Source organism: Flavobacterium sp. N2270 (genome assembly GCF_025947225.1).
In the GTDB taxonomy this organism is placed as follows: domain Bacteria; phylum Bacteroidota; class Bacteroidia; order Flavobacteriales; family Flavobacteriaceae; genus Flavobacterium.
The window spans coordinates 2,332,006-2,349,695 of the sequence record NZ_CP110005.1; the positions used below are offsets into that span (position 1 = coordinate 2,332,006).

General features: G+C 30.0%; 18 protein-coding genes and 1 pseudogene. 16 read left to right on the forward strand and 3 right to left on the reverse strand.

Translation table 11 applies throughout. The annotated features are described in order from the left end of the window. The first annotated feature begins 26 nt into the window (after positions 1-26). From OLM55_RS10950 to OLM55_RS11010, 14 genes and pseudogenes are all read left to right on the forward strand, one after another. Positions 27-473, forward strand: coding sequence for a hypothetical protein (locus OLM55_RS10950; RefSeq protein WP_264558946.1), 447 nt, complete (start codon positions 27-29; stop codon positions 471-473). Then, positions 470-1,738 carry a S8 family serine peptidase gene (locus tag OLM55_RS10955; protein WP_264558947.1) on the forward strand — a complete coding sequence of 423 codons (1,269 nt, stop codon included), beginning with the start codon at positions 470-472 and terminating at the stop codon, positions 1,736-1,738. Before OLM55_RS10950 ends, OLM55_RS10955 begins: the two co-directional genes overlap by 4 nt. After that, positions 1,726-1,875: pseudogene (locus OLM55_RS13280) on the forward strand (S8 family serine peptidase); the annotation flags it as partial. The gene OLM55_RS10955 and the pseudogene OLM55_RS13280, both read left to right, overlap by 13 nt. Before the next feature lie 117 nt (positions 1,876-1,992). Beyond that, the gene (locus OLM55_RS10960) at positions 1,993-3,516 is read left to right on the forward strand and encodes a hypothetical protein (protein WP_264558948.1); all 1,524 of its coding nucleotides are present in this window, start codon (positions 1,993-1,995) and stop codon (positions 3,514-3,516) included. A gap of 4 nt (positions 3,517-3,520) precedes the next feature. After that, on the forward strand, positions 3,521-4,207 hold the full coding sequence (locus OLM55_RS10965) for a T9SS type A sorting domain-containing protein (protein ID WP_264558949.1): 687 nt from the start codon (positions 3,521-3,523) through the stop codon (positions 4,205-4,207). Between the two features lie 722 nt (positions 4,208-4,929). Continuing rightward, the gene (locus tag OLM55_RS10970; RefSeq protein ID WP_264558483.1) at positions 4,930-5,652 is read left to right on the forward strand and encodes a hypothetical protein; all 723 of its coding nucleotides are present in this window, start codon (positions 4,930-4,932) and stop codon (positions 5,650-5,652) included. 151 nt (positions 5,653-5,803) lie between these two features. Then, entirely contained in the window at positions 5,804-6,466 is a 663-nt protein-coding gene (locus tag OLM55_RS10975; protein ID WP_264558950.1) for a hypothetical protein, read from the forward strand. 183 nt (positions 6,467-6,649) lie between these two features. Then, positions 6,650-7,048: a hypothetical protein gene (locus tag OLM55_RS10980; protein ID WP_264558482.1), complete on the forward strand. Its 399-nt coding sequence runs from the start codon at positions 6,650-6,652 to the stop codon at positions 7,046-7,048. A gap of 186 nt (positions 7,049-7,234) precedes the next feature. Beyond that, complete coding sequence (locus tag OLM55_RS10985) at positions 7,235-7,771, forward strand: hypothetical protein (RefSeq protein ID WP_264558921.1); 537 nt, start codon at positions 7,235-7,237, stop codon at positions 7,769-7,771. A 15-nt stretch (positions 7,772-7,786) separates the two neighbouring features. After that, positions 7,787-8,689, forward strand: a complete 903-nt coding sequence (locus OLM55_RS10990; protein ID WP_264558951.1) for a hypothetical protein — start codon at positions 7,787-7,789, stop codon at positions 8,687-8,689. A gap of 512 nt (positions 8,690-9,201) precedes the next feature. Further along, complete coding sequence (locus OLM55_RS10995; protein WP_264558952.1) at positions 9,202-9,987, forward strand: hypothetical protein; 786 nt, start codon at positions 9,202-9,204, stop codon at positions 9,985-9,987. A gap of 16 nt (positions 9,988-10,003) precedes the next feature. Next, complete coding sequence (locus tag OLM55_RS11000; RefSeq protein ID WP_264558953.1) at positions 10,004-10,486, forward strand: hypothetical protein; 483 nt, start codon at positions 10,004-10,006, stop codon at positions 10,484-10,486. Between the two features lie 816 nt (positions 10,487-11,302). Continuing rightward, a complete protein-coding gene (locus tag OLM55_RS11005; RefSeq protein WP_264558954.1) occupies positions 11,303-11,758 on the forward strand; it encodes a hypothetical protein in 456 nt (151 codons plus the stop codon). A 202-nt stretch (positions 11,759-11,960) separates the two neighbouring features. Beyond that, complete coding sequence (locus OLM55_RS11010; RefSeq protein ID WP_264558955.1) at positions 11,961-12,431, forward strand: hypothetical protein; 471 nt, start codon at positions 11,961-11,963, stop codon at positions 12,429-12,431. Between the two features lie 219 nt (positions 12,432-12,650). Here OLM55_RS11010 and OLM55_RS11015 read toward each other — a convergent pair whose 3' ends face one another. Then, entirely contained in the window at positions 12,651-14,051 is a 1,401-nt protein-coding gene (locus tag OLM55_RS11015) for a DEAD/DEAH box helicase (RefSeq protein ID WP_264558956.1), read from the reverse strand. Between the two features lie 85 nt (positions 14,052-14,136). Between OLM55_RS11015 and OLM55_RS11020 the strand changes: the two genes are divergently transcribed. After that, the gene (locus tag OLM55_RS11020) at positions 14,137-14,832 is read left to right on the forward strand and encodes a hypothetical protein (RefSeq protein ID WP_264558957.1); all 696 of its coding nucleotides are present in this window, start codon (positions 14,137-14,139) and stop codon (positions 14,830-14,832) included. Between the two features lie 35 nt (positions 14,833-14,867). Continuing rightward, the gene (locus tag OLM55_RS11025) at positions 14,868-16,583 is read left to right on the forward strand and encodes a M14 family zinc carboxypeptidase (protein ID WP_264558958.1); all 1,716 of its coding nucleotides are present in this window, start codon (positions 14,868-14,870) and stop codon (positions 16,581-16,583) included. Here the strand turns inward: OLM55_RS11025 and OLM55_RS11030 are convergent. Together OLM55_RS11030 and OLM55_RS11035 are read right to left on the reverse strand one after the other, a co-directional pair. Further along, a complete protein-coding gene (locus OLM55_RS11030; RefSeq protein ID WP_264558959.1) occupies positions 16,575-17,084 on the reverse strand; it encodes a hypothetical protein in 510 nt (169 codons plus the stop codon). The genes OLM55_RS11025 and OLM55_RS11030 overlap by 9 nt on opposite strands. Then, a complete protein-coding gene (locus OLM55_RS11035) occupies positions 17,081-17,686 on the reverse strand; it encodes an NUDIX hydrolase (protein WP_264558960.1) in 606 nt (201 codons plus the stop codon). Before OLM55_RS11035 ends, OLM55_RS11030 begins: the two co-directional genes overlap by 4 nt. Positions 17,687-17,690 lie beyond the last annotated feature (4 nt).

Here is a 17,690-nt window from a genome sequence, read left to right on the forward strand (position 1 = left end):
GTGCCAATGAAACAAAAAACAAAAAGATGAAAACAAAAAACAATTCAAAAAGCGTAAAAAAAATATCAATTTTATGCTTCTCGTTAACATTATTAATTTCTACAATTAGTTGTAATAAAAATGATGATAACCCAACTTGTGGGTGTAATTCTGATATTAGAGCAACAATACCAGAATCAGCGAACTTAATTGGACAACTTGTTTACAAAAGACAGCTTGACCCAAACGACAACTTTTATAATAATAAATTTTGGATTACTTATGTTGAACAAGATTGTAATATCTGTGTTCATCACATGATTGTTTGTAATGAGAATTTTTTATCATCTTTTAATGATGTTAAAGAATTACCAGTTGGACAATCTATATCGGTACAATTTTCTGGACATTTAAAAGAAACTTGTACAAAAAAATTTGATATTTCGAGCATTTCTTACGAACACATAACATTAACTAATATTGAAAGACAATGAAAAAATACATCTACTTACTTTTTGCAATAATACCTTTGATATCATTTGCACAAGAAAAAATTTTACTCTTAAATCAAAATGAAAGAATAGAATTTCAAATCTCTAAAGAAGAACTTTTCATAAAATTTGATTCAAAAAATAATAAACAAATTGAGGAAAATAAATCTCTCAACTACACTAAAATTTCAAATAACTATGGTATTATTAAAATCTCTCAACTAAATGACGTTTTATTTTCTGAAAGAGCAAAATCAATAAAAAATCATATTAATCTTGAAAACATAGAAGTTGAACCAGTTTTAATTTATAGTGATGGTGTGAAACAAATTTGTAATGGTGAGATAATTATTAAAACTTCCGAAGACCTAAATAAGATATTCAATGATTTGACATTCACATTTATAGAAAACGAATTATTTGAAAATCAATATTTTGTAAAATTTGATAAATTAAACACGTTTGACTTATTCGATTTGGTAAAAAACTTACAAAAAAACAATCAAGTAGAATTTATTGAACCAAATTTCATTCGATTGTTAAAACCACATACTAACGACCCATTTTTCATCCAACAATGGGCAATTAATAACAACGGTCTTTTATGGTCAACAGATGCAGACATGGATGTTGACGATGCTTGGGTTCATTCTACTGGTAGCGGTGTAAAAGTTGCTATTATAGATGAAGGTGTCGATTTAACACATCCAGATTTAATCAATAATTTATTACCTGGGTTTGATGCAACTGGGAATAATTCAAATGGTGCACCTAATGCAAATAATAACGATGCACACGGTACAGCTTGTGCTGGTATTGTTGCAGCAGTTGCAAACAACAATATTGGAATATCTGGAATTGCATACAATGCAAAAATAATTCCAGTTAGAATTGGGTATAGTAACGGATTACCACTTACAGACCTAAACAGAGCATGGGTTACAAATAATAATTGGATTGCCAATGGTATTATTTGGGCTGTTCAAAATGGCGCTGATATTTTAAGTAATTCTTGGGGTGGAGGTAGCCCTTCAACTACAATTACAAATGCTATAAACTATGCTGTTAATAACGGTCGTTCAGGTAAAGGATGTACTGTCTTATTTTCAACTGGTAATTACAATACTAATGTTGCATATCCAGCTACACTTCCAAATGTTATTGCTGTAGGGGCAAGTTCTCCATGTGATCAAAGAAAAACGCAAGCTCATGCGATAACCAAGGAGGCTATTGGGGTAGTGCCTATGGTTCAAAAATTGATGTTGTAGCACCTGGTACATATATTCCTACAACAAAAGCTTTAGAAATTGACAACTCCTATTTTAATTTAACATGGCTTGGCACATCCTCTGCAGCTCCACATGTTGCAGGTATTGCTGCTCTAATTCTTTCTGTAAATCCTAATTTAACTAATATTGAAGTTAATAATATTATAGAAAGTACTGCTCAAAAAGTTAATGCTAATACTCCCTATTCTTATCAAACAAATTTTAATAGACCAAATGGAACATGGAATATAGAAATGGGCTATGGATTAGTTGATGCTAATGCGTCAGTTGTTTTAGCTCAAAGCATGAACACTAATGATATTGATTTGTATACTAAAGATACTCCTCAAGATTTTGGGATTGAACCAAATAATAGTAGCAGTTACACTTTTTTAAGTGAAGATATTTGGGTAAGACACCTACCAGATGGGTTAATAAATTCCACACATCAAACACCAATAACAAATACAAATAATTATGTATATGTAAAAATTAGAAATAAAGGCTCTGTTGCTTCTAATGGTAATGAACAATTACATCTTTATTCGTCTACTTATGGCTTTATTTGGCCATATCATTGGATTGATAATTATGGTGATGCGTATTCAAATCAGTTAGCCACGCTCTTTGGAGACGAAGCTGGTAACATTACAATTCCATCTATTGCTCCAGGAGAAGAAACAATATTGGAATTCAACATGGGGTTCTACCCTCCTTTTCCTGGTTTATATGGAAGTTACTATAATTTATTAACAAGAATTATTTCCATAGATGATCCTATTTTAAATGAAACCTCAAACATACATAATAACATACTCAACAATAACAATATAGCTTCTAAAAATGTATATGTATCTAATGGCAATGAGCCTTTTTCAAGAACAATAAACTCAATATACAATCCAGAAAGTTCTGTAGAAACATATAACATAGAGTTTAAAACAGAAACTAATGAATATGGAAAAGCTATTTATGATGAAGCAGAAATTAACATTGAATTAAGTCAAGATTTATTCGACGCATGGGATAATGGAGGTAAACAAGGAAATAATTATAAAACAACAAATAATGAAAAGACCATTGTTGTTACAAACAATAATTGTATTTTAAATAATGTGACTTTACAACCAAATAAACAATACTTCTTTAACACAACATTTAACTTTCTAACAAAAGAATTAACAAATAAAAACAATTTCAATTATATACTAACACAGCACAGCACTGAAAACAACACATTAATTGATGTTACACATATCAATATACAAAAAGAACCTAGACCTCTTTTTGTTGCAAATGCAGGAGATAATTTAGAAATAGACGAAAACCAATCCATAACAATTAGTGCAGAACAAATAAATGAAGCAGCAATTTATAATTGGTATGATACAAATGGTAACTTAATATACACAGGAAAAGACCTGACTGTTTCATCTGACATAACCAAAAAATACAAGTTAGAAATAATTGCTATAACAGATGGTTTCAAAGATTATGATGAAGTAGAAGTTATTTTAAAACCAAGTATATTAGAAACAATTACACCCAATCCTACAAGTAATAACACAATTGTTTATTATAAATTAAATGGAGTTCAATCAGCATATATAACTATAATGGGATATTATGGAGGCAATAATACATCAAATAATTACATTTTAGATACGAATAATTCAGAAATATCAATTGACATTACAAATTATCAAAACGGTTTTTATACTTTAGCACTAGTATGCGATGGTCAAATAGTAGATGCAAAAACTTTAATTAAACAATAAAATTATGAAAAGAGACAATCTAAAAAAAGTAGATAATTATAAAATTATAACTATTTTACTATTTATAATTTTCATGTTTACAAGCTTTTCTATGAAAAGCCAAAATATTTACACAATGAGTGTGTCACCAAACGGCTCTAATTCTATTGATGTGAATTTAGAAACAGCCATACAGTCAACACCATCCTTTTTTTTATCAGAAACTCATACTGAATTGAATGGTATAATAAACCTCAAAATCTGTTATAGTGTTGGCTTTTTCCTTACTCCAATATTATTAAATAACACAATAAATATACCTATAAACAACAATACAAATTACACTTTAAACATAGAGCTTTACAGATCTTCTAATACAACTACTTGCGATTATATTGAGTTAACTGATACTGCCACCTTGTTGTTTTCCACACCATTAACAGGAACAGTTACATTAGCATCTGATAATTTTGAATTAAATAAAAAGACTATTGCAATTTTCCCAAACCCAGTATCAGAAAAACTATATTTCACTAATAATAATTTAGTTATCGATAAAATTGAAATCTATAACATATTAGGAAAAAAAGTTAGAACAGTTAATCATGATTTTGATTATATTTTAGTTAATGATATTAGTAATGGTGTTTATTTTATAACTTTCCAAACAGACCATGGAATGATTACTAAAAAAATATTAATTCAAAATTAAAACGTTGGGTAACAGCAGTTACAAGAAATTTCTAGGCTTGGGACTTATCAGAAATGGTAATTGTTGAATCAAAGTTTTGTATATATTTGTAATTGACAGTGAATGAAGTACGCAACTTCTTGTAGCTGCCAAACGTTATGGTTAATAGCTTTCCGAATTGTGAATACGAATCGAATAATCTAAGTTTTTAAGAAACTTGTAATTATTTATCGCAGAATTTTGAAACTTATTTCTCTAAATTTTGAATTGTATTTATTACCGAATTTTGCTTTAAAATTTACCGAATATTGTGCTGAAATTTTGAATATAACAAATCGTTTTATCAAGCATATTTTGTGCTAAATAAAAAACCGAATTGTGCCGAAAAAATTACCGAATTTTGTGCTGAATTTTTGAATATTACGAAACATTTTCTCAAGAATATTTAGTAGTGAATAGAAAAAGTAAAAAACCAAATTGTGCCGAAAAGTTCGCTTAAAATTTTTACTTTTAAATGTTTGAATTCAGCATACATAAATTCGTTCCGAATTGACGCAAACTGAATTAAAACTGCTACTAACCATAACAGCACCTAAAAACAATTTGCAATGCTTGGTCAACTTTTGGAAAATCCTGTCGGATTTTCCAGTTTTTGTTCTATATTTGTTATAGTTAGTAACAATTCTTGCAAACTGTTTCTAGCTGCAAAACGTTACCTGCAAGCTGAACAAAAAAATACGCAAATGAATATTTTACAGAAAATAGCTAGACGAATAATCAAAATTTCATTTGACACATCCGTTAAGACAATTGAGTGCTTCAGTGAAATGGATAAGTACCATAAACAAGTTAATGAATTAAGAAATCTTAAAAACGGTACTTTAGGAAAGGAAATTGCAAATTGTCTTGACAGTCATAGTTTGACATTAGTGCCCAAATATGAAAGCCATGATTTGAAACACGTTTTACTTAACTACCAAATGACAGCTGAAGACGAAATCCGAATGCAAGCTTTTATGGTTGGAAATGGAAATTATTCTATTCCTTCATTTGCCATTCTGTTTTTCGGAGCAATTTTACTTCCAGACTTGTGGCGTACTTTTTATTCGGACTTTAAAAAAGGGAAGAACTCTATCGGAATTTCGGAATGGACAATCGAAAAGTATGCAACTCGAAATCTAACTGAATTAAGAGCTGAATTATTAAAACCAGAATTTGAACATAAAACAATATTTGATATGAAACGAGTTACTAAATTTGGAGCTTTTGCTTCAATAGCAGCTGGTATTTTTGGAATGATATTCTGTTTGCCATTTCTTTTTTCATCTAATATGGCAGATTTAGTTGGTGCTGGATTTCCTTTTGTTGGAGGAGCAATATTAGCAGTTGGAGGACTTTTGGCTTTATCGAATTTATCACGACCGAATAAAAGCCAGCAGGTAACAGCCGTTTGTAGCAATTGCTAGGCTCGGTGTGTGTTCGGAATTTTGCTTCGCCAGTTCGCACAAAGTGCTCGAGTCTCCGAAAATTCCACGAGGAGTTTTGTACTTGTAATCTTTTGTCATAAATTTACGCAACTGCCACAAGCGGCAACACGTTACCTGTAATTTTAAAAAAATGAAAAGAAAGATTGAAATTTCAAAAGAAACAATTTTACCTATTATTGTTTTTGTTTTTAGTGTGTTCAATATATTAAGCAATCTAAATAATATTTCACTTTCAATTCTATTATCAATAATTGGTATAATAAGCACAATTCTGTTTTTCAGACAAAATAATTTTTCAACTAAATTAATATACATTTGGTTGATAGCACAAGTGATTATAATTGAACCAATATTTGATTTATCACAATCTAGTTTTACTCTTGCTTTCGCTTTAGGGCTTGGAAGCTACAGTCTTAAAATTAATATCCTTCCGTTACTATTTTTAGGCTTAATTAAAGTGATTGAATCATCAAACCTAATTGGAAAAGAAATCAATTTATTAGAATTTAGACAAAATGCAATTTCTGATTTTTTGCCAACTAAAGGTAAAATTTCTGAACGTATAGATTTTAATGAAAATAAAAATTGGCTACTTATTGAACTTGAAAATCAAATGGAATATGAAGGAACGAAAATTGGTAAAGTTTTAATAAAAAACAAAGACGCAGAAAAATCTATCAAACTCAAAGAAAAAAATCAGATTGCGCCTTTAAGACTCGTTACAGACGAATCTAAACTTGTAACAAAAGAACTTTCGGAATTCCCTTTCATTGATTGGATACGTTGCGAATAGAAAAAACTACAGGTAACAGCAGTTAAATTTCATGGCTTTAGATAGTGTTTATCAGCCGAAAATAATGCGCTTATTTAAAGGTTTTTTCTATATTTGTGCTAGTCGTAGCTTAATTATCGCCACTGAAATTTAGCTGCAACACGTTAGCAGTGATTTTGCCTCAGAAAAGAAAATTTTTAGTTAATGAAAAAGACAATTAAAATACTAGCTTCTCTCCTATTCGTTCTTTTGATTTTCGGCTATTTGAACTTTTTCTCAAGCATTGTTTTTCCTTGGCAAAAAGCAGAAGCGATTAAAACGACATTAAATTGGGGCGGTTTAGCAGAACTGCCGAAAGAAGTAGAAAATCTTAGCGTTGAAAAATCAGGAAGTATGTTTACCCGAACTTTTACTATTGAATTTAAAGCTGATGAAAAGCAAATTGAAAATTGGATTCTTAATAGTAAGAGACTTAAAAAAAGTAAACCAAAAATAAAAGGAGTAAACAAAACTTACGAAGTTTTTCCGGGCGAAAATGAATCACTTGGTGGAAAAGTAAGTGTTGAAAAAGAAAAGGTCACAATCCGAATGAGTTGGAGTTAAAAAACCACTGCTAACAGCCGTTTGTAGCAATTGCTAGGCTTGGCTTGTGTTCGGAATTTTCTCCGAAAATTCTACGAGGAGTTTTGTACTTGTAAACTTTTGTTATAAATTTACGCAACTGCCACAAGCGGCAACACGTTAGCCGTCAGTTTGGCGGAACACATAAAAAAGTAATCTAAATCGAAAATGAAATCATTTTTTTTTCTGTTAATCTTATTTATAAACCAACTATCGTTTAGTCAGGATAAAGTTGCAGATAGTTGTGATTTAAAAAACAAAAATATTGAATGGAAAACTTCTTTTGAGAATGAAAAAACAATTGAACTGAAATTGAAAATGATTCGTGAAAAAATTATTTCTGACTCAATTTACACAGAATTTAAACCTAAAATAATTACAAGTCACAGTAGTTCATTATATTCTGAAACTGTTGATAGAAATGGAAATAATTGTGGCGTGAAAATACTTTTTGCGTTGAATTACACAAAAAACAAATCTGTAATTTTAGATTTAAATAAAAATCCAGAATATATATTCATTCTAGAAAAACTAAATGAAATTAATGTTAATAAAATTTATCCAATTTTTGATAAAGGTGCAGAAGCATTATATGGCATTTATGGAAAATCGGGTGTTGTAATATTAACATCTAAAAATAGAAAATTTGCAAAAGAAATTAAAAAATTTATTAGAAATATAGAGCATAAAAAACCGAACGGCTAACAGCAGTTAAAAGTAATGGCTAAGGCAAAGGCATACTTCCGAATTTTGCTTCGCCAGTTCGCACAAAGTGCTCGAGTCTCCGAAAATTCAAAAGTTTGCGTTATATTTGTTTTGGCTTGGTCTTGGTTCGTCGCCACTTCTTTTAGCTGCAACACGTTGGCGGTAATTATTCGAAATCCTGCAAACCGAGAGTATTTAATTAATCGAAAACATATGAGATTTCTAACAATCATTTTAATAATAACACTTGTAAGTTGTAATAAGAATGTGCAGAAAAATGGGCGACTAGAAATTATCTCAGCATTTTGTAAATACGATAATCAAGTTCATCCTTCATCAGTGAAACTTAAACTATTCAAAAAAGGCAAATCTATTAGCGAAATAAAACTGAATGATAAAAATAAAGTTCCTGGAACAGCTAATTTTACTGTCTCAAATTTAGAATATGGCGATTATTACATTGAATATAAAACGATTTATAATCAAAAGAATGTTGTAGAATTTGAAATAAATCAGTCAGATTTAAAAAGCGTAGAACTATGCATGGATTATTTAGATTACAAATCAAATAAAAACATTCTTTTATTGGATGAGCTACAGAATGGTGAAGCATTAAATGTAGTTGTAAATGAAATGGCATGTTTCGGCGGCTGGAAAGACACAATGATAATTTCACGCAAAAGAAATCAATTAATTGTAGAGTATGGAGAAATGAAACATACGCTTACTCCATCACAAATAAAGTTATTGAGGGAATTTGAAATTGAACTTCGATGCAATCATAAACCCGGCTGTTCAAATATAGACACTTATTGGATTCATAATCAGCAAACCCATGAAGAATGTGTCGTTACCGAAGAAAGTTGCGAATGGTATGGGTTTAAAAATTTAATAAAGTTATTAAAGTTAAAAAAATAACTACCGCCAACAGCCGTTTCTCGCAATTGCGAATTTTGTGGTAAGTTCACGTTCACGTTTCGCAAGAATTTTTATCTTTAACAGAAAATAATTCGTTCCGAACTTCGCAACTGACGAGAAGCGGCGGAACGTTATGTGTCAGTTGTAACCCCTTTTTTTCGAGATAATCGATGAATTACATGTTAAAAAAACTTTATGATTTACTGAGTTTTTCTGTAAATATTTAAATAACTTTATCTATGTTTGTCTTTGTAGTATAAATCTAATTTTAAAAACGGGTAAAAAAGGGGCTTACCACCCTAATTTGAACGGTCAGAAAAGATTAAATTCTGATTGGTAAAATGGAATTGGATAAAATTTTAGAAGGCTTATTATTTATATCCTCTTACGCTAAAATAGCCCACAAAAAACAGTCATACCTATTAATTGTTTGGATACAACGAAGTATGACTGCTATTAATTAATAAATTAATTTCAAATTTATTAAGAAAATTCTTTCAATCATATTAATTATGACGATTCTCGGTGGCATAACAATTGCCTGTAATAATGATGATAATGCAGATTCTGCTAAAATCAGTAAAAAAAATGTATTAACAAGAATAAAGCAAGACATTGCTGCCCGTAAATTTTATCCCAACGTTAAAAAAAATTACGAGAACACTGTAAAGGATTATGAAAGCTTCTTAAATCAAAATGCTGATTTGATTAATTTTGAAAATCAAAATAGCGTAACTAATCGATATGGTATTTCGAAAGAAGATTACCAAAACGCTGTCATAGATTTTTATAGAGGTACATTTGATGAAAATGAACTTCGTGCTCAATTTGCATTTCAAGATGAAATTACTCAAAAGTATGGAAGTGACTATGTAGGGATGCTTAATGGCCTTGTAACCGATAAAGTAATTCCAGCAGAACAAAGAGATGTCATGCTTGCATATGTTGATTATTACTATGCCACAGCAGAATTTCATGAGCTTGTTAATATTACAAGCATTTTCGCCCAGTACGTCAACGAATCAGATTTCACCGAATTTGAAAAAACAGGGATGTTGACCCTATTTGAAAATTTTAAAACGAACCGCAAATTATTTGATGAGACGGCACCATTTGATTTTCTTCAATTCATAAATAGTGCGCCTGTGGGTGCGAATGGAAAGCCGTCACTTGATACAGCATGTGGCGGAACTATGGTTGTCAATATGCTTGCAGGCTCTTTGGGGGGACCTCTTGGATTTTTAGGAGGCTGTGCTACAGGGGTTTGGGGTTGCTATACTCTGGGATGTTTTGACTAATCCTTAAATTTTATATATGAAATCATTGTTAATTATTTTCTTAAAAGGAATTGGAGCCATATCCGTACTATTTTTGGTATACAATTTCATATTATTCGGAGATTTTACTGAAATAAATATTGTAAAATCAATAATTGTACCCGCATGTGTGATTACATGTTTATTATTACTGTTTCATTATGTATTAGCTTTGCGTTCTGGAGTAAAAAAGAATTTCTCTGTTCATCAACAAGCGATGTTACAGCAGGAATTCGAATTGTCAGAGGTAAAGAAAAAACTGTCAAAGGAGACAAAATGGAGGATAATTAATGAAACTGAAAACACATTGGTTTTTAAGTCGGGAATGAGCACTATAAAGTCATTTGGTGAGATTGTTAAGGTTACAAAGATACAATCTCGATTGCATATCGAGAGTAAACCTTCGTTCTTTGCTACACTTGTTGATTATGGAAGAAATTTTCAAAATGTTAAGAAGGTAACAACCATACTTTCTAATTAAAAGAATCCAATTTAATTGAATGAGGGGACGATATTTTATCGTCCCTTTATTCATTAAAAACTCCAGCGAATTATAATAAGGACTTGAAATCAGTCTGCGTGGCAAAATTGATTCCAATCATGAATCTGTAAATTAGCAATTCTAATAAAACAAAAAAAAGTTGGCGATGGAAGAAGACCTTGAGATTAGAGGACCAGAGGATATCACACATCATCTTGAAGAAAAAAATGTTCATTTGAATCATAGGATAAAAACAATCCTAGATTGGCTCAAAGAATATCTTAGTGTAATAATTATTATTCCAGTAGTTTTCGGTGGCTTGTGGCAGGTGCTAGAATTAATACAAAATCGACATTCCACAAGATACTTATCTAAATGCGTATGGTAAATTAAGCGACAATTATTTTTAAGTTACTGATGGAAGTAATGTTCGTAATAAAAGTGATGTTGAAACGATACTAAATAAAAATGGTCATCATATTTTCGTTGAGGACATCAAGTTTGAATACATAGATAAAATGGGAAAACTTGAAAAGCAGAAACGTGAAATTTGGAATTTGTCAGCAGAAAAGTGAGAAGTGGAAAATTGAAAAGCAGAAGCGTGAAAGTACCTTGAAAAAATCTTAAAAATGGCAATTTCGTTTCATAACAACCGAACACATAACAGCGGTTTGCATCAATGGCTTAATTTCGTGATTCTTTAGAAAATACTCTGATAACTCAAAGTTTGGTTTATATTTGCAATTGCTCGGTGACATCTAAGCCACTAAATGCAAGCCGCGGGACGTTAGCAGTAACCTTCGAAAATAGAAGATAATGATTAATGAGAATTTAGATTTTAGATTATTGAAAGTTAAAAACGGGAAACCTTTTTTTGCTATAATTAATCTTGAAATAATGAAAAATGAAAATCAAAATGAAATCATTGAAGAATATTGCGGAAAAGGTTGGACGAAGCAAGGTGACATAGAAAATATTCCTTTAAAAGGTTATGAAAATTGGAAGAAAGCTGTTAGGAATGGTTTGGAATTTGCATTTTCAAAAAGTAATGAAAAATGGAAAGTAAAAATTAAAAAAGTAGAAGGTAGAATTGCAACAGATACAAATCCAACAATTGTAGGTTTTGCAACAATTTTAGCTTTTTGCGAACAGACAAAACTGAAGCTAGATTTTGATTTAAAAAACGAAATTGAAAATTTTACGTTAAAAAGTTGGGAAAATAAAAACGACGAAAGAATTCCGAACTTCATAAATTTAGAGTACGAGAAATAAAGGCTACTGCTAACAGCAGTTAAAAGTAATGGCTTAGGCAAGGGCATACTTCCGAATTTTCTCCGAAAATTCAAAAGTTTGCGTTATATTTGTTTTGGCTTGGTTTTGGCTCGTCGCCACTTCTTTTAGCTGCAAAACGTTATAGGCAATATTTTGCCAAAAAAAACGTTAATATTTATCTACCAATTAAAAACCAAAAATTATGAAAAACTTAAAAAAAATTAAATTTAGTATTGTAATAGCAATGCTATTTATTTTGACAACATCGTCAATGTGTAGTAGCGATGATAACCCATCGTCATCTAATAACAACCCCGATGATGTTATTAATATTGTAAATAACGGAACTTGGAGAATAACATATTATTATGATACTGACCACGAAGAAACTACTAATTTTAATGGTTACAATTTTACTTTTGGAGCAAGTAACGTACTAACTGCATCTAATGGAACAAATAACTATAGTGGAACTTGGTCTGTAACTGACAGTAATAGTAATGATGATAACATAAGTGATTTAGATTTTAATATTGCATTTAGTTCACCTGCACAATTTGAAGAATTGACAGATGATTGGGAAATTATTGAAAAATCTACAACTGTAATAAAACTAAAAGATGTTAGTGGTGGGAATGGCGGAACAGATTATTTGACATTTACGAAAAATTAATACTACGCACAACAGCCGTTTGTAGCAATTGCTAGGCTTGGTGTGTGTTCGGAATTTTGCTTCGCCAGTTCGCACAAAGTGCTCGAGTCTCCGAAAATTCCACGAGGAGTTTTGTACTTGTAATCTTTTGTCTAAAATTTACGCAACCGCCACAAGTATCAAAACGTTAAAAAAATACCATAAAAAAGGCTCTGCATTTACAGAGCCTTTTTTAGTAAACTATCTTCTAGTATTTTCTTTACGAGAAGTAAATTTTGGATGTGTTTCCGCTTCTTCCTCTTCTACTTTTTTCATTACTTTTCGGGCCACTTCAATTTTATACTTCTTCCCTTTCATTTTTTGGTCTTTAATATTGTTAAGTAAGTCTTTTACTTTAGAATATTTTACAGCCACAAACGAAATAAAATCTTTTACTTCAATTAATCCAATATCGCCTTTTTCCAATTCTCCTTTTTGAGAAAAGAAACCTAAAATATCAACTTTATTCAGCTTGTTTTTCTTTCCGCCACTTATATAAAGTGTTTGATACAAAGGTGCTTTTGGTAATGATTTGGCATCAGAAACATCTAAACGTCTTGTTCCATAATCGAAATAATCGGATTTCTTTTCTGTTTCATGAATAAGAACATAAGCAGTTCCGGTTGCCAACATACGCGCTGTACGACCATTTCTATGTGTAAATTCGTCTTCTTTTGCCGGTAAATGATAATGAATAACGTGATTCATTTCTGGAATATCTAAACCACGAGCTCCTAAATCGGTCGTGATTAAATAGGAAACACTTCCGTTTCTAAACTGAATCAGAGCGCGTTCACGTTCGTCTTGGTCTAAACCTCCATGATAAAAAGTAGAAATAATTCCTTTAGCTGTTAGCATATCGTGAATACGTTCCACTGCTTCTCTATGATTACAAAATACAATTGCCGATTCAGATTTTAACGAACAAATCAATTGAAAAAGCGAATCAATTTTATCTTTCGATTTCGAAAAGACAATTCGCATATTTAAATTTTCATTGGCTTTATCTTCTTGTATAAAATCTAAAACCGCTGGATTAACCACTCTTGTATATTTTGGAATTTCAACACCAGAAGTTGCTGAAACTAAAACACGTTTATTGGCTTTTGAAAGTTTTCCAATGATGTAATTCATTTCTTCATGGAAACCCAATTGTAACGATTTATCAAATTCGTCTAAAACGTATGTTTTTACATTATCTGTTTCAAAACTTCCACGGTCTAAATGATCTGCAATACGTCCGGGTGTTCCTATTAACAAAGCCGGTGGATTGCTTAGATTATTAATTTCGGTATCAATATTATGTCCGCCATAACACATGTTTACTTTATAATGTGTGCCCATTTTTTTCCAAACTTGTTCAATTTGTAAACCTAGTTCACGCGATGGAACTAAAATTAAACATTGAACTCCTTTTATATCTTCTTCTAACATTTGAAGAATAGGCAATAAAAAAGCTAAAGTTTTCCCTGAACCTGTTGGCGATAATAACAATACATTATTTTCATTCAAAATAGCGCTTTGTGCTACTTCTTGCATTTCGTTTAAACTTTGAATACCTAAATTCAAAAGAACATTATTGGAATGTGGATTTCTACTCATGCTGCAAAGATAAACCCAATTATGAATTAAAAATTATGAATTATGAAATAAGTTTATTTACTTTTGAAATTATAACTAAAAAACTATGAAAAGCATTTCGTTTTTACTTCTATTCCTTTCTGCAATAAGTTTTGCTCAAAATAAAGGTTTAAAACCAATTTATTCAAATGAAAAATGTCAAGAACCAATTGGGTATATTACGAGAGTAAATCAACGTATTATTACTTCTGATATTGAAAAAGATTCTTTATATATTGAAATTCAATATATTGAAAATTGCGCAAATGGAAAAATCATAGATTATTCTATAATAAAAGATACCATTTTATTCAATTTTAATTTTGATTTCATAGACAGGGATATTGCTGATTGTGATTGTGTTTTTATTAATAAATTAAAAATTAAGAATCCAAAAATTAAAAAACCAGTTTTTAAAATTAATAATACTAAAGGTGTAAGAGAACTAAAACATTCTAGAAGTTATTTTTTACCAGCAGAATATAAAGTTAAAGATAATGACACTTTAGTACTTTTTGATGATAATGGATATCATTATACTAGAACTTATTTTGATTCTGGGAAATTAAAATTATTATGGATAAGAAAAGACAGTTATTCAGAAAGAATATATTACTATGAAAATGGAATGATAAAATCAATTAGTCAAATTATAGGTGACATTAATTGTTATATTTTAAAAGAATGGGATATCAATGGGAAATTAATAAACTTTATTAAGTCATCTGATATGGATATTCTATTTCCTAAAAAAAGTGAATAATTTAGAAAAAAATATTAAAATTGAATTTAGCTACAATGAAAAAAATATTATTCCTTCTGTTGATCTCATCGTTAACTTTTTCCCAAGATTTAAAAACACCTTACGAAAAAGGAAACGGCAATCAGTCCACTACTTATGAAGAATGTATTGCATATTATACAACTTTAGACAATGCATTTGAAACCATTTCAATGAAAGAAATGGGTTTAACCGATAGTGGTGAACCTTTGCATATTGTTACTTTTTCAGAAAATAAAAACTTCGATTACACACAAAATAAAGCTGTCATTTTAGTCAATAATGGAATTCATCCGGGTGAACCAGACGGAATTGATGCCAGTATGATGTTATTACGCGATTTGGCAACTTCAAAAATAAAAGTACCTAAAAATACCATTATAGTCGTAATTCCAGTTTATAATATTGGTGGAAGTTTGAATAGAAATTCATTTTCAAGAGCCAATCAAAACGGACCAGAAGCGTACGGGTTTAGAGGAAATGCAAGAAATTTTGATTTGAATAGAGATTTTATAAAATCGGATTCTAAAAATTCAAGAAGTTTCCAAGAAATATATCATTTGGTAAACCCAGATATGTTTATTGACAATCACGTTTCTAACGGAGCCGATTATCAATATACTTTTACTTGCATTGCTACACAACATCAACGTTTAGGCGGAGATTTAGGAACATTTTATAAAGAAGAAATGCATCCAGCCATTATGCAAGATTTAAAAAAGAAGAAAATTGAAAGTGTGCCTTACGTAAATATACATGGTGATAAACCAGATGATGGTTTTGCGCAATTTATGGATTCGCCACGTTATGCAACGGGTTACACTACCCTATTCAATTCTTTGGGTTCGGTTCCCGAAACACACATGCTAAAACCCTATAAAGATAGAGTTCGTGTAACCTATGAATATATGGTAAGTACTATAAATTATGTAGATACTAATTATTTAAAAATTAAAGCATTAAAAACTAAAAATTTAGAAAATTATAAAGTCGGAATGAATTATCCTTTACAATGGGAGATTGATTCATCTAAGGTGTCTTACATTGATTTTAAAGGATTCAAAGGCGATTATAAACCAAGTGATGTATCAGGAAAAGATCGTTTGTATTACGACAGAAAACAACCTTTTACCAAAAAAATTCCGTTTTATAATGATTACAAAGCAACTAAAGAAGTTGTAATTCCTAGTTTTTATGTAGTTCCAAAATCGCAATGGCCAATTATTGATTTATTAAAATTGAATGGAATTGAAATGCAACCGTTAGCAAAAGATACAGAAATTGAAGTAGAAAGTTATAAAATAGCTTCTTATGAAACTTCAAAATCGCCATACGAAGGACATTACGGACATTATAATACTGTTGTTGTAAAATCTACTAAAAAAGTACAGTTTAGAAAAGGCGATTTAATGATAAATACGCAACAAGCTGGTGTAAAATATTTAATGGAAACTTTAGAACCTGAAGCAGTTGATAGTTATTTCAATTGGAATTTCTTTGATCCTATTTTGCAACAAAAAGAATATTTTTCGGCTTATGTTTTTGAAGATTTAGCTAAAGAAATATTGGATAAAGACCCAAAACTAAAAGCTGAATTTGAGGCTAAAAAAACACAAGACAAAGCTTTTGCGGAAAGCGGAGCTTGGCAATTGGACTGGATTTATAAACATTCGCCTTATTACGAAAAAGCACATTTGCAATATCCTGTTTATAGAGTTAAAGAATCAAAATAATAAAGAATCTGAATAAGTTTTTAAAGAATTGATGTAGTCTGTTTCAAATTCAATTACTCTAATTTTTTTATTTTTAAAAGATATTTCACCATCAAAAACACCATTTATATTAAGAAAATCTATAAAAAACTCATTTTCATCAATTTCAGAAAGTCTACCAAGATAAACTGAACTACTTCTTTTAGTAGCGACTTGAAATATTCCGTATTTATTTGTCAAATATGATAAAATATTTTCTAAACTAGAAAGTGGAATTATTGAGTCATTTGTAAATTTAATTTTCTTTAAACGAATTACTTTTTCATTAAATTGACTATTCTCATCATAAATAATATGTTTTATATTTTTATTTCTTAAAATTACAAAGCCATCAATTACATAATCAACTGGATTATTTCTAAGCAAAACCCAATCTTCATTAAAATCTAATAAAAAACCAGAATAAGAATCTTTTATATCTGAAAATTCTATAGTGACTAATTTATTTAAATATACTTTCATTGTTTTGACTTTTCTCTATTTTCAAACAACAACTTAATATTTTCATAAGAGTTTTCTAAAACTTTAGATATGTCTTTTGGGTGAATCCATTCTACTTTTTCTATACCTTCATCAGCTTGACCTTCTGGGATTCCATCAAAATTAGATTGCATTTCATACCAATATGTTTGCTTTAGTTTATAACGACCGTTACGTTTAAAAACATGATACGTTTTTTGAAGTTTTTTAGAAATTGATAAACAACTAACACCTGTTTCTTCTTCAACTTCACGCATAGCTGTTTCCTCCATGGTTTCATTTTTTTCTGTTCCACCTTTTGGTAAATCCCACTTACCATTTCTGAAAATAAATAAAATTTCACCTTTAGCATTATAAACTAATCCTCCACCTGCTTTAACTACTGGAATTTTTGCTTTTAACGTCTTCATAATCAGTTTTTCATCAGGGTGATATAAAAAAACATTATGAATTTTATTTTGATACATTTTCACAATCAACTTCTTAATATCGATACTTTCAAGCAAGAAAATTTGAAAATCAGTTTCCTTCTGAACTTCATTTGTCAAAAAAAGTGACCTATCGTTTACAAAAACTTTATACATTTGC